Source organism: Candidatus Cloacimonadota bacterium, from assembly GCA_020532085.1.
GTDB lineage: Bacteria > Cloacimonadota > Cloacimonadia > Cloacimonadales > Cloacimonadaceae > Syntrophosphaera.
In genome coordinates, this window is sequence record JAJBAV010000001.1 from 193544 (window position 1) to 208161 (window position 14618).

8 protein-coding genes are annotated in these 14618 nt (G+C 57.8%); 6 read left to right on the forward strand and 2 right to left on the reverse strand.

Going from position 1 to position 14618, the window contains the following annotated elements; all coding sequences use genetic code 11:
• Window position 1: 1 nt before the first annotated feature.
• A complete protein-coding gene (locus LHW45_00770; GenBank protein MCB5284118.1) occupies window positions 2-433 on the reverse strand; it encodes a prepilin-type N-terminal cleavage/methylation domain-containing protein in 432 nt (143 codons plus the stop codon).
• A 189-nt stretch (window positions 434-622) separates the two neighbouring features.
• Between LHW45_00770 and LHW45_00775 the strand changes: the two genes are divergently transcribed.
• Window positions 623-2647, forward strand: coding sequence for a peptidyl-prolyl cis-trans isomerase (locus LHW45_00775; GenBank protein ID MCB5284119.1), 2025 nt, complete (start codon window positions 623-625; stop codon window positions 2645-2647).
• Between the two features lie 1189 nt (window positions 2648-3836).
• Here LHW45_00775 and LHW45_00780 read toward each other — a convergent pair.
• Entirely contained in the window at window positions 3837-4958 is a 1122-nt protein-coding gene (locus LHW45_00780; protein ID MCB5284120.1) for a hypothetical protein, read from the reverse strand.
• 158 nt (window positions 4959-5116) lie between these two features.
• On the opposite strand from LHW45_00780, the gene efp reads away from it, so the two are divergent.
• The 5 genes from efp (at window position 5117) to LHW45_00805 (ending at window position 14359) form a co-directional block, all read left to right on the forward strand.
• Window positions 5117-5680, forward strand: coding sequence for an elongation factor P (gene efp, locus LHW45_00785; GenBank protein ID MCB5284121.1), 564 nt, complete (start codon window positions 5117-5119; stop codon window positions 5678-5680).
• 46 nt (window positions 5681-5726) lie between these two features.
• The gene (locus LHW45_00790; protein ID MCB5284122.1) at window positions 5727-5936 is read left to right on the forward strand and encodes a hypothetical protein; all 210 of its coding nucleotides are present in this window, start codon (window positions 5727-5729) and stop codon (window positions 5934-5936) included.
• Between the two features lie 193 nt (window positions 5937-6129).
• A complete protein-coding gene (locus LHW45_00795) occupies window positions 6130-9240 on the forward strand; it encodes a M6 family metalloprotease domain-containing protein (GenBank protein MCB5284123.1) in 3111 nt (1036 codons plus the stop codon).
• Window positions 9241-9253: 13 nt separating this feature from the next.
• Entirely contained in the window at window positions 9254-10159 is a 906-nt protein-coding gene (locus LHW45_00800) for a PorV/PorQ family protein (protein ID MCB5284124.1), read from the forward strand.
• Between the two features lie 9 nt (window positions 10160-10168).
• Entirely contained in the window at window positions 10169-14359 is a 4191-nt protein-coding gene (locus LHW45_00805; GenBank protein ID MCB5284125.1) for a S8 family serine peptidase, read from the forward strand.
• Window positions 14360-14618: the final 259 nt, after the last annotated feature.

Consider the following 14618-nt stretch of genomic DNA (forward strand, 5'->3'; position numbering starts at 1 on the left):
GTTACTCGGTGTCGGCTTCCACTCCTTCCGTGTTCGGATCGGTGAACTGGTCCACACCATAACCGTGGAACTTGCCTTCATCAACGTCGAACCACACCTGTTTGTCCGGTCCGCCGGGGAATTCTTCTTGGGATGTGGCGATGTACTTTTTGGGTGGGTTGCCGGTTACTTCAAACTTCCAATACCGGGTGGTGCTGGCGTCGAGGTTGGTTTCCTTTAGGGCGCGCTCAATGGTGTAATCCTGAGTGCTGCCATAGGTTTGGGCGTAAACTTTATAGGTGTTGCGGATGGCGCCAATGGCGGTCTGAGCTTCCGCGGAACGGGACTTCTCCACGTAGCGCATGTAGATCGGAACGGCCAGGGCTGCCAGGATGGCGACGATGATCACCACCACAAGAACTTCGATAAGGGTGAAACCCTTCTGGTTTTTCAGTTTCCTGAGCATTTGTATTTCCTCCTTGCGGAACTTTTTTTCAGGTTGCTTTCACGTTTGCACGTTGCGTGCCAATTCTCAGGGAAATTTCCATATCCATGAGATTCCAATAAATATCTTGACGCATTCTTGTCCAATCTTTTTTTTGCATCTGCTTTAAAATCACTCAGATTACTTAAGGAGATAAACATGCATTTATCGCGTTGGCTTACATTCGCCCTGATCGTGGCTGTGGGCATTGCCACCTGTTTCGCGGAAGAGACCGCCCCCACCGAACTCAAAAACCAGAACCGGCTCAACGAAGCTGACGTCCTCGCCGAATGGGACTCAGGAGTGATCACCCGCAAGGACCTGGACGCCAAGATCTCCCACCTGCCTGTGAACCAGCAGGGCCGCTACCGCACCGTGGAAGGGCAGACCCAGGTGCTGGACATCATGGCCGTCGAAGAGGCCTTCATGGCCAAAGCGATCCAGCTGGGGGTGGACAAGGACCCGGAAATCCTCAAGCTCATCGAGGCCGGAACCCGCCAGTTCTTCATCCAGGAATACTACAAGCGCAACGTGAGCGACCTCGTGATCGTTACCACAGCCGACAAACAAAAATACTACGACGACAATAAACAGGCCTTCTACGATTTTCCCAATGTAACCATCAACTACATCCAAACCAAGGATGAGGCTGATGCCCTCGCCGCCATCGCCGAGATCAAGGCCGGGAAAAGCTGGGCCGAAGTTTCCGACGCCTACAGCATCAACGCCTATGCCAAAGGGATCAAGGGCGTGGTCAAAAACATCCGCCTCAACGGCAACATCCCCGGCGTTGGCAACGATCTCGTGCTGGAAAAACACATCGCCGATTCCCAGCCCAGCCCCACCGAAGTCTATGGACCCTTCAAAACCAACAGCGGCTGGCATGTCTTCCAAACCCTGGATTACAAGGCCGGACGCCAGAAACCTGTCGAGGAAGTGATGCCCGAGCTTGACCAACGCGCCCGCCCGGGAGTGGAAACCAGGCTGCTGAACGAACTCACCGGCCGCCTCAAAACCAAGTACTCCGTGGCGGTGGATACCTCCCGCGTTGGCGAGATCGACCTCAAGGACCGCGCCAAAAACGAAGCGATCTTGGACCTCAACCTCATCTCCTCCACCAATCCCGACCTCAACATCACCGTGGCCACCCTCCTGGACCGCTATGCCCAGCTCTCGCAGCAGGAACAGCTCTTCTTCAGCAAAGGCGAGGCCGCCCAACAACTGCTGGACCAGGAACTCATCCGCAGCCTGCTCTACGCTGACGCCAAGGAGCAAAATTACACCCAGTACCTGGCGGACAACCCCGATTTCGAGCAGATGAGGCGCTACTACATCCTGAACAAGGCCTTCCGCCAGCTGGTGGTGGATTCCATCCAGATCAGCAGCGAGGAAGCAAAAGCCTATTACGACGAACACATCGGCGAATACACCACTCCCGCCCACCGCAAGATCGAGGTCCTTTGGTTCACCGATGCCGGTGAGGCGGAAACAGCCCGCGGCAAGTATGACCTCTACGCCGGTTTCAACGACCAGACGCGCATCGACAAGCTCATAGCCGATAAATCGACCAAACCTCAGCTCAATGTGCTGCAAAACATCTACGACAACGGCATCATCACCGGCGTCGGACCCGATCAGGCTTTCTGCGACATGGTCTGGGACAACCCTGTCGGCTACATCAGCCCTGTCTTCACTGCCGCCAGCGGCGACATCCTCTTCTTCCGCACTCTGGAAGAAACTCCGCCCACCGCGCAAAGCTTCACGGAACTGGAACCCCGCATCTACGGAATGCTCAAGAACCAGCGCCAGACCACCCAGCAGGAAACGGTCACGCAAGAGCTCTTCGAAGAATTCAACATGGTGAAATATCCCGAAAAGCTCAGCCTGGAACTGAAAGCCGAAGACCTCTTCACCATGGCCGACAACTCTGCCCGCCAACGCAATTTCAAGGATGCCATCTCTTTCTACGACCAAATCATCAAAAATTTCGCCAACGGCGCCGACGACTACCGCGCCTCCTTCATGAAGGCCTTCCTGATCGCCGAGGAACTCAAGGACGAAGCCCAGGCCCTCCAGCTCTTCAAGGACTTCCTGATCAAATATCCCAGCGGCGAACTCAACGAATCCGCCCAGTTCATGATCGACTCCCTGGAAGGCAACGCCGTTCTCGAGATCGAGGAATAAACAAACCCCCAGCTATCCGAAGATAATCAGCCCCGCTCCGGCGGGGTTTTTTGCTTGCGCCAAAGCTGTTTGCTGCCGCCAAAGCCGTCATGCCGGCGCGGCATCATGGTATCCGGCGGGTCCTGGCTTCCAGCGAACGCTGCGAGCATGGACTACAGCAATTGTAACCGGCCGAGGTGGCTGTCGTCCGGGAAAGAACAGGCTGGCTTTGTCACCAGATGGTCCCAGACGCGTATCATGCAGGGAGGGCGGGATATATCTGCCGTCGTCAATGCTCTTTCTTCGCTCGACGCCAGCGCCAGCATCCAGGCAGAGCCTCGCAGAGGCGGCAGAACGATAGCGAGGGTGTGAAGTGAGCGCAGCGAGCGGAACCCCTCGTCACGCGAAGCCCCAACCCCACACAGAGCCTCGCAGAGGCGGCAGAACGATAGCGAGGGTGTGAAGTGAGCGCAGCGGGCGGAACCCCTCGTCACCCGAACCCCCAACCCCAGGCAGAGCCTCGCAGAGGCGGCAGAACGATAGCGAGGGTGCGTGAGCGCAGCGGGCGGAACCCCTCGTCACCCGAACCCCCAACCCCAGGCAGAGCCTCGCAGAGGCGGCAGAACGATAGCGAGGGTGCGTGAGCCCCTCGTAACGCGGCAGAACGATGATTAATGAAAATTGCCACCACCCCACCCCAAAACGCGGTGCGTTTCGGGGTGGGGTGGTGGCCTTGGAAAAAGGTTTGATATACTCTGTGTACGAGGGATTCCGCCGCGGCTGAGCCGCGCCTCCACACCCTCGCTATCGTTCTGTCGCCTCTGCGAGGCTTATTGGGGGTGGCCCGATCCGCCTTACAAGGGGGCTTACACACCTTCGCTATCGTTCTGCCGCTTCTGCGAGGCTTTACCTTAACGGATATCGCCCTGTTAACCCCATTTCATTATTTTTGGGGGGGGGGTGAAGGCAGGGGAATTATTGGAATTATGGGAAAAATTGGCGATCGACCCATCGGTGGTGGGCAGAGGCCGGAACCACGCAACAACATGGGCGGTCGCGTCCTAAAGCCAGATCGGTCGGGCCTCGAAGGCCTCCCGCCCGATACCCGCACTTGAGGCGGGGATCAGGCGGGAGGCATAAGCTTGGTGAACTTCCCATAATACTGGAGGAAGCATCGCCGGAATAGCTGTTATCGGCTGGGGGCTTTGTTCTACAGGTCCTTGGAATAGAGGCGGAATTTTTTGTAGATCTCGGCGCCGGTGCGTTCCATTTCGGCGCGCACGAGGGTGTTTTCCTCCATCTCATGGTGGCTGTCCATGATCTTGAAGCCAGCGGCGGCGGCGGTTTTAAGCTGGGCGTAACCCATCAGGATGTCCACGCCTTTGCCGCGGAATTCGGGTTTGACGGCTCCGAGATAATTATCCAGCTGGGTGGTTTTCTTGGAAGCGTTCATGATGTACAGGAAGCCGAGGGGAAAGAGGCGTCCGCGGGCCTTGACGATCCCGGGTGAAAAGTTGGGAATGGAGACGATGAAGCCGACCACTTCGCCTTCGGGAGTTTCCACCACCTTGATGAAGCGGGGTTCCAGCAGGGGCATGTAGCGTTTGGCCAGATGGTCCACATCGTGGTCGCTGAGGGGGGAATATCCGTAGATGTCCACGAAGCAGTCGTTCATGAGCTTGAAGATGGGCCGGATGTAAGCTTTGAGCTCTTTTTTGGCCGTGAATTCCTTCAGGCGGAAGAGGGTGCTGCGGCTGGCGCGCTCGAACATCTTTTTGTACAGCGGGGTCATCGTCTTCACGATGTCCAGCTTGTAAACGAACCAGTCAAGTTCCTTGCCGTAGCCGAGCTGCTCCAGAAACTGGTTCATCACGGGGGTGTTCTGATAACAGGCAAGGGTGGGATTCTCGTGGTAGCCCATGAAGATGAGGCCTTCGGGATCTTCCTCGGTGAAGCCCATCGGGCCCACGATCCTGGTCATCCCGCGTTCTTTGAGCCAGTTTTCCGCGAAGCCCACCAGCGCTTTCACCACCTCGAGGTCGTCGATGGCCTCAAACCAGCCGAATCGGCCGGTCTTCACCTTCGCGTATTCGTTGTATTTGCGGTTGATGATGGCGGCCACGCGGCCCACGCACTTGCTGTCCTTCCAGGCCAGCATATACACGGTTTCGCAGTAGCTGAGGGCGGGGTTCTTCCTGGGATTGAGCACGGCTTTGTCGTCATCATAAAGCGGCGGCACCCAGCCGGGGCGGCCGGCGTTGATCACTTCGGGCAGGTACACAAAGCGTTTCATGTCGCGGGGGGTCTTTACTTCGGTGAGCGTAACGGGCATGGTCCATCCTTTGTGGGCAAGTAATTTAAGAGTTCAGGAACTTTGGCGGAAAGGCGCCCATCCTGTCAAGGGAAAATCCGCGCAAGAAAATCCTTGCCAAAAAGCCGGGGCCGGATTTTGTGGCTTTTCTGAGATAAATCTTTAAGGAACATAACACTATGGCAACCATGTCCGACATCCGCAACGGGATGATCATAGAATTCAAGGACGACCTCTGGGAAGTGGTCGAATTTTTGCACGTGAAACCGGGCAAAGGCCCCGCGTTCATGCGCAGCAAGCTCAAAAACGTTCGCACAGGCAAGGTTGTGGACAACACCTGGCGCGAAAGCGACAATTTCAACGAAGTGCGCGTGGAACGCCGCAAGATGGAATATCTCTATCGCGATGGTGAATTCTACGTGATGATGGATACCGAAACCTACGAACAGCTTACCGTTGACAGCCATGTGATCGGCGACCTGGCCAAGCTGATGATGGAAAACATGGAACTCACCATCATGTTTGCCCCCAGCGGCGAGATCCTGGGCCTGGAACTGCCTGTGAACGTGGTGCAGACCATCGCCGAATGCGAACCGAACGTGAAAGGCAACACCGCTTCCGGCAGTGGCAAAACCGCTTACACAGAAACCGGGCTACGGCTCATCGTTCCCTTCTTCGTGAACAGCGGAGACAAGGTGAAGATCGACACCCGCAGCGGCGAATATTTAGAAAGAGCGAACTAAACAATAACATATAAGGCAAGCGCCGCCCGGCGCGAGAGAGGAAACCATGGGAAAAGTTAAGAGCTTTGCCGCCAAACTGGCTCACGAGATATCCAACGAAGGCAAGATGATCTGCCCGGTGTGCAACACCGAGATCAAACAGGTCAAGGTCATTTCGAACCGCAAAAAAGGCAGCGAGGGCTGGACCCCGCGCTATGGATTTGCCAAAGTCTGCAAGTGCAACGAGGCGGATTTCCTGGCTGGTAAAACCCTGTAAGACAACAGCCAAGGCGATGACGCCGCAAATTGGACCCGCCTGGTCCGGCTTCAGCATTCCGGATGGGCGGGTTTTTTTATTGACAGGCTTTGGCGCGGCGGATTTATGGGTTTTGTGTTTCTTTATTTGGCGCCGCGCGTGGCGGAATGGGTTTATGTTTTTAAAAAATCTTGCAGTCAGGGAGAGCTTTTAAATGCTTTCAAGAACAAAACAGGCCTTGTGCCTGATCACGGCGCTCGCGCTGGCGGGCCTGCTGGGCGCTATGGTGCCTCCGCATCCGCGGCACGGCCATGTTCCGCCTGGTTACCGGTCCACACGGCTTTCGGTTTCCGAACTTGGCTCACTCCGGGCGGCGGAAACGCCCAAAGAGCTTCCCAACAACATTCTGGTGCTGAGGGTGCAGTTCAGCGACGTCCAGTTCATCTCCACCCCCCAGTATCCGGACCAACTGGCACACAATGAGGTCTTTTTCGACCGTTGGATGCTCCATCTGGGCGACTATTTCAACGACGCCTCCCACGGCGCCTACCAGCTGAGCTACACCCTGCATCCCAACGTCTTCACCCTGTCCCAACCCCTGGCCCATTACGGGCATGACGTGGCCGACACCACAGACGCGGGCCTGAAGGATTTCACGCAGGAACTGATCCAACTGGCCGATCCCGAGATAGATTTCAGCCAGTTTGGCGGCTTGATCGTCTTTCACGCCGGGGCGGGCCAGGAATCTGACATCAACGGCTACAACCAAGATGAGATCTGGTCCACCTTCCTCACCCGCGGACGGCTGCAACTCTGGTTTGACGAGGAAAACGACGCCTATCCTGGCTATCCGGCTGACGGAACCCACCTCACCAACATCGTGATCGTGCCGGAACACGAGTTTCAAGACTATTTTCCCAGTGAAGGCGAGGACAACGCCGAAGCCTACCTCTTCAGCATCTACGGTGTGCTGGCCCATCAGTTCGGCCACGTTCTGGGCTTGCCCAGCCTCTTTGACAACGATTCCAGCAACGGCAGTTCGCAGGGCATCGGCAACTGGGGCCTGATGGGAACGGGAATTTGGAACGCCAGCGGCTATGTTCCCGCGCAGGTAAGCCCCTGGTGCCGGACGCTGCTGGGCTGGGAAACACCGGTTACCATCACGGAATCGGCCGCCAACCTTTCCGTATCGCACTTCCTGAACCACATGCTGGTTTCCGACCGGGTTTACAAGATCCCCATCTCGGACAGCGAGTATTTCCTGGTGGAAAACCGCCAGCAGAACCCCGACGGCAGCCTCGATCCCTACAGCTTCCAGCCCAGCTACAGCTTCAACCTGCTGCCCGAAGGCGAGCAGGACTACTATGAAAACTATCCGGAACTGCCCTACTTCAATTTCATGGAAAACCGCTACAAAGGCAGTGAGTGGGATTTCATGCTGCCCGGCCTGGGCGGGCCCATCCCCACCGGCTCTTCCATACCCGTGGACGGTTCCGGGCTGCTGATCTGGCACATCGATGAGAACGTGATCGCCCAGAATTTCACCGCCAATTTCGACCTCAACACCATCAACGCCCATGCCCAGCACAAGGGCATCGACCTTGAGGAAGCCGACGGCATCCAGCATCTGGACGTCGCGGCGGCCGACCAGTACAAGTACGGCAGTCCTTACGACAGCTTCCGCGCCGGCAACAACGACTATTTCGGGATGCAATCCCACAACGGGATGCTCTCTTTGCCCACCGCGGCCAGCTATTACGGCGGCATCCCGGTGGAAATTTACGACATCAGCGCCAGCGGCAAGAACATGACCTTCTCCGTGAGCTTTGGCTGGAGGCTTTCCACCGGCTACAGCGGTGAGAACCACATCAACGCCTGCAGCGTGGATTTCGACGGTGACGGCGGCCCGGAGCTGGTTTATCCCCAGCCCGACGGAGCGATCCACATTTTCAAGGACGAGCTGCCCTTGCCGGGATTTCCCCTCTACCGCGACCCCATCGAATACACCTACGTCTGGGACGGCATCGATTTCTACTTTCCCATGCAGGTGGAAAACCTGGCCCGGCTCTACCGTTTGAGCTCCTCCGGAGGCGAATACTTGCACACCTTCGGAAACAAACGCTGGGCCACCCATCCCCTCAGCGACGATAACATTCTGTATCTGCCCCTGAACGACGTGAACTCCCAGGCCAGCTGGATCTACCAGTACGAGCCGGGCGAAGCCGGAGTGGACGCCCTGATTGAGTTTGAATACCCGATCATATCGAATCTAGCTTGGTTCCGCGACCAACTCTACATCCCTTCCCGGCAGGAAAGCATGTTCTGTGTCTGGCAACTGGCCCCGAATTACCCCATGATCGCTGATTGCCGCCTTCTGGACGTTCCTTCGGACTCCACCGTGGTGGCGGTTTTCGTGGCGCCGATCACTCCGCAGAACCCTTCCAGCCAGGGCGAGGTGATCGTCCAGTGCCTGAATTCCATTTACGCCTTTGACTCAAACAACAACCTCCTGCCGGGGTTTCCCTATGTTCACGATCTGCGGTCCACCGCGCCGCTGAGCATCGAGGACTGGGACGTGAACGGCACCCTGGACCTGCTCATTTCCTCCGACCGCGGTGTGGCGGTGATCGATTATGCCGGCTCGCGCATGAGCCCGGCTGCGCTCAATCTGGCCGCTTCGGATTCACTGGCCTTCAGCTCCGGAGTGCTGGCCGCGGACATCGATCACGACGGGAAAAAAGAGCTGCTCGGCTCCTTCGGGTTCAACCGGCTGCATTGCTGGGAAGATAATTTCCGCGCCAAACCCGGCTACCCTGTCTCCTTCGGGCGCCGCAGCCGCAACCTGCCCTTCATCGCCCCGGGGTCCGACGGCCTTATCTACGCCTGGCTGGCTTCGGACGACGGCTCCATCTACCGCCAGGCCTTGCCGGAAGCCTCCCTGGCCGACCTCCAGTCCGGCTGGAACGCTGAATACGGCTCCCTGCTCCGCCAGGCCAGCCGTGACGGCAGCGAATTCCCAAACCAGTATGAGACCACGGAACTTTTCGTGCCCGGCGAATTCTACATCTTCCCCAATCCCCTCAAATCCATCTACGCGCAACAACTCACCCTGAACGTCATGACCAGCCGCGACACCGCCCTGGAAGTAAAGATCTTCGATATCAACGGAAGCCTGATCTACCGCCAGTCCAGCACCGCCAAGGCCTGGCTGCGCAACCGCGATGTGATCGACCTCCCGGCGGACAGGCTACGCAGCGGCGTCTATATCTGCGTGGTCTCAGGCGACCGGGACTCCCGCAGCATCAAATTCGCGGTGGAAAAATAACGGAGCAAAACAGATGAAAAACCTACTCCTGACAATAGTTTTGGCGCTGGCCGCGTTTAGCGCTCTGCCGGCCGGAATCCATGGCCATGCTGGCGAATACGGCTACCAGTTCCTGGACGTGAGCAGCAATCCCGTGGCCCTGGGCCTGGCCGGTCGGGGCATCGGCAGCGGAAGTGACCTTGCGGCTTTCCTGCGCCAGCCTGCAGCCTCTGCCCTCAGCAGCCATCGCGCCCTGGGTGCCAGCCATATGCTCTGGCTGGAAGACACGGCCGCCAACAACCTCTACTACTCCGTTTCCGACCGCAGGACCCACTTCGGCCTGGCCCTGCGCACCCTGGATTACGGCGTGCTGGAGATCCGCGACGAAAACGGCGAACTGCTCGGCAGCTATTCACCCCTGAATGTGGATCTGTTGGGAAACTACGCCCTGCGGGTCTCACCCTCGCTTTACGCCGGGATCAACGCCGGGATCGCCTATGAAAAGCTGAACACCGATTCCAGCTATGGCCTCCACACCGATCTGGGCATCACCTGGCTCACACCCGTGCAAGACAGCAGATTCAACCTGGCCGTGCGCAACCTGGGCTTTTCCTCCGCCATGAACGAGGAACGCACCCTCTTCCCCGTAAGCCTGGAAATGGACCTCAGCAAGAAATTCGAGCTGGGGGAAAACTCCATCGAAGTGGAACTGAGCGGGATCAAGGCCATAGACGAAAACTGGAAGGGCGCTCTAAGCGCGGAGTTCAACCTCCACGGCCTGGCCCTGCTGCGCGCCGGCTATAAGATCAACCACGACGCCGAGGACCTCACAGCCGGCCTGGGCCTGCGCTGGAAAAGCCTGGGCATCGACTATGGCTGGGCCACGTTTTCCAGCCAACTCAGCGACGTGCATTCCCTCGGCCTCAGCTACCATTTCTAAGCGATGAACATGAGCTCCAAACATATTTTCCCCTTGCTGGCGCTGCTGCTGATCACCACGCTGCTGCCGGCCTTGAATCTAACTCCGGGCCAGCTGATCGTGAAAACCAGCCAGCCCCTGGACCCCAAATCCAACCGCACCGGGCTAGCTGAGTTCGACGCCTGGCTGGACACTCACGGCGCCCTGAGCCTGGCCCCGATCACGGGCATGCACCAGCCCGGGTATTTTCTGGTCGATCTGGCCCTTGAACCGGACTGGCAAGCCCTGCGCGGCGAAATGCCGAGCTTTCCCGGCATCGAATACATCCAGCCAAACTACCTGTCCAGCTTCCACATCGAACCCAACGACCCCCTCTATCCGGAACAATTCCACACCGTGGTGGCCAATCCCCAGGCCTGGAATTATTCCACCGGCAGCTCCCAGGTGGTGGTGGGGATCATCGACTCCGGCTGCCTCATCAACCATCCGGACCTGAGCGCCAACATTTACATCAATGCCGGCGAAGACCCCGCGCTGGGGCTGCACGACAACGGCATCGACGATGACGGCAACGGCTACATAGACGACTGGTGCGGCTGGGATTTCTCGGACGCGCCGGAACTTTCGGATACCGCAGTGGGCGATTACCTTGACCAGGACAACGATGTGGAGGACGAAAACTTTCACGGCACCCACGTCTCCGGGATCGTGGGTGCGGTGGGCAACAACGGCATCGGCGTGAGCGGTGTATGCTGGAACGTGAAGATCATGCCCATCCGGGCGGGATTTCGCACCACCGCCGGCCAGGGCTACCTGCAGGATGACGACGCCGCCGCCGCCATCATCTACGCCGCCGACAATGGCTGCCACGTGCTCAACCTCAGCTGGGGCGACCCAAACTACTCTCCCATCATCAGCGACGCCTGCAACTACGCCCATTTCAAGGGCGTGACCATCGTGGCCTCAGCCGGCAACGATCCCGGGCCCGTGCTCAGCTATCCCGCCAAGCTGTCCAACGTGATCTCTGTGGGCGCTATCAACCGCAACCGCAACATCGCCGGATTCTCCAGCTACGGCCCGGACCTCGATCTGGTGGCCCCGGGCGAAATGGTGCTCAGCACATACAAAACAGACTTGGGAGAAGAATACTTCCTGCAAAGCGGAACCTCGATGTCTTCGCCGTATGTGGCCGGAGCCGCGGCTCTGTTGCTGTCTTTGCATCCCAACCTCTCTCCGGACGAAGTGCGCGCCCGGCTGCTCACCTCCACCGATGACCTCGGCACCCCCGGTTTTGACCTCTACTACGGCCACGGGCTGCTCAACACCAAAAAACTGCTTGAAAACACCCAGCCGCCTCTGGTTTACATCGACCAGCCGCTGGACCACTCCGGCATCACGGGCAGTGTGGACATCACGGGAACTGTGGCCGGAAGCGATTTCTTTCGCTACAGCGTGATGTACACCAACGCCAAGGTGCCCACCATTCTGGACTGGTATGATGTGCAGACCCACCAGAACTATCCCTCTCACTATCTCCAGCAAGTTCAGAACGGCGTTTTGGCCCATTTCCACATCCCCGAAGCCTTTGCCGAGGACCAATACACTGTAAGGGTGCAGTATGAAAGCACCGCGGGCAAGAAATTCAACTACTTCCGCACCTTCATCTACGACCGCACCGCCCCCATCCTGAGGGACGAGTCCGTGATGGGCTTCAGCCGCTACGACGGACAAAACCTGCGCTACTACGTTTCGGCGGTGTTCAACGAGTTTGTGCGCACCGAGCTTATGCTCACCGATTCCGCGGGTACGCAGTACAGCATCTACGGCGCCCTGATGGACAGCACGCACGTTTGGGCGATCCCGCCCCAGCTCCCGCAGGGCCCCATCAGCATTCAGATCAGGGCCAGCAACATCAGCAACGCGGATTACCTCTCCCCCGTCATGCCCGATTTTCTGGACATCAGCTACGAAGTGGTGCCCAGCTACGGTTACAGCTGGCAGCAGGTCGGCGAACCCCGCGTGCCGCTGAACTTCACCTACGATTATGACGCAGACGGTTACAAGGAATACATTGCCATGGACCTGCCCAAAACTGGATACGGCGGGGTCTTTGTCTATCAGCCCCAGGCCGGCGGGCATGTGCTCAAGCACTCCTTCAACGATTCCTTCTGGCTGCTGGGCGCGGGCAACACCAACGACCTGGGCCAGGAGATCCTGATGCTCAAAGGCGAAACAGCGGTGCTGATGGAAAGCCAGCTCACCAGCACCTATCCGAACCTGCCGCTCTGGGAGGACACCTCCATCACCGGAGGCGTGATCGCGGATTATTCCCGCGACGGCATCGGCGACCTCCTGCTGGTGAAGATCCTGCCCACCAAACGCGTCATTCAGGCCTATAAACGCTCCGGGAACACCTTCGAGGCCAAAAACCAGCTCGACAACGACTCCGAAACGGACTTCTACAACACCTTCGTCCCCACCATCACTGTAAAGAACTTTGACAATGACAACTATCTTGACATCCTCACCGCCGATACTGACGGCGACGTGATGATCTATGAGATCCGCAACGACAATTTGCACGAACTGGCCTGGAGCCACAGGATGCCGATCGGCAACACCTACAGCATCGCCAGCGGCGATTTCGACGGCAACGGCCGCCAGGATTTCTTCATCGGCGGATATTACAAGGACAACCTGGACCCCAACCAGAACTTCTGGTACTTTGAAGGTTTCAGGAACGTTTCCAACAACAACTACACCAGCATGGGCTCCATCATGTTCAATGAAGTCACCTCTCAAAACGCCGTTCTGGCCCATGATCTGGACAACGACGGCAAGGACGAGCTCATCCTTGCCATCGCCCCCAACCTCTACACCGTCAAGTATGTGGACGGCGAATTCAAGCCCCAGTTTTACGGCCAGAGCTTCCGCAACTATGCCCTCATGGCTTACAAGGACGCCAACAACCGCTCTTATTTCCTCACCAACTACGAGGTGGAGCCGGATTCCGTGATCTTTGTGGAATGGACCTCCGAAGACCCCTTCACCGGCCCGTCCACTCCGGCCAATTTCCAGGCCCGGGCGCTGGACGGCAACACGGTCCATCTCTCCTGGATCGACAACGGGGCGCAGTTCTACCGCCTTTACCGGCGGGATGAGGATGGCCAAACAGTTGTTCTGGACGATGTTACGGCTGATTTTTACATGGACCTGCAGGTGGAGGCCGGGGCCACCTACACCTACGCCGTCACTGCCTGTGACCCGGCTTACGCGCCCATGGAGAGCGTCCCCACGGTCTGGCAGGACGTTGTTCCCTACGACGCGCCCCAGGTGAGCAGCGTCACCATGACCGGCTCAAACACCCTGCTGATCAGCTTCGACCAGCCCATGTCCGGCCAGATCCTGAATCCCAATCTCTACCACGTCAGCCACGGCATGGGCCGGCCTTCCTCTGTGAACAGCACCGCGGCCCATTACGGCGCCCAGCTTTTCTTCAACCGCCAGTTCCCAGCCATCGATGAGAGTTTCACCCTCACCCTCAGCAACATCATCAGCGCGCAGAACATCCCGCTGGACCAGGTGGAGTACACCTTCAACTGGCAGCAGGACACCGTGGCCCCCGGCGTGGTGGAAGCTTTGGTGCTGGCAGACCAGCAGACCGTGCGGATCAGCCTCAGCGAAGCCATCGCAGCGCAAAACCCCAACCCGGAACTCATCGACCACTACATCCTCCACAACCATTCCAACGATCCCGACAACGCGATCGTTAGGGTTGTCCACGAGGAAAACGCGGTGCTTATCCACCTTGCCCACAAGGTCCGCTACGGCTCTTCAGCTTACACGATCACCGTCCATAATCTCCGCGACCTGTCCGGAAACCTGATCTCGCCCCAAAACAACGTCGCCCGCTTCTATCTGGTGAACAACCACGACCTCAAACACCTGGTGGTCTATCCCAACCCCGTGCGCGCGGATTCCAAACAGTGCAGCCTCATCAATTTCCCTTCCGGAAAAACCGGCAACCTGCGCATCTACGACAGCGCCGGCAGCCTGGTCCGCACAGCCGCCATCGGACCCTTCGATCCTGTGGTCAACAACGTTGACTGGAGCTGGGACCTGAAAAACAACAACGGCCTCAAAGTGGCCTCCGGCGTGTATTTCTATGTGGTGGAAATGGACGGTAAGACCGCCCGCGGCAAAATAGCGATCATCAACTAAGCGATTATCGCCCGGAACCAGGCCTCATCAGCGCTCCGGGTATAAAGTGACACCCAAACATGCAAATGGGTTTCCACTGTCTAAGTACACGTAACTGTTCATAGAATTGTGAGATGGATAGGACTGGGTTCAGGCTGTGTCATGGTACTATTTGGACGTTTTGGAGGTTTTGGTGTAAGGGTTGTTACAATGTTTATCTCATTTCGTAGAGCCATAACTGAAGTGCCAGGGGGCAAATCAGGGTTAAACACTGACTCCG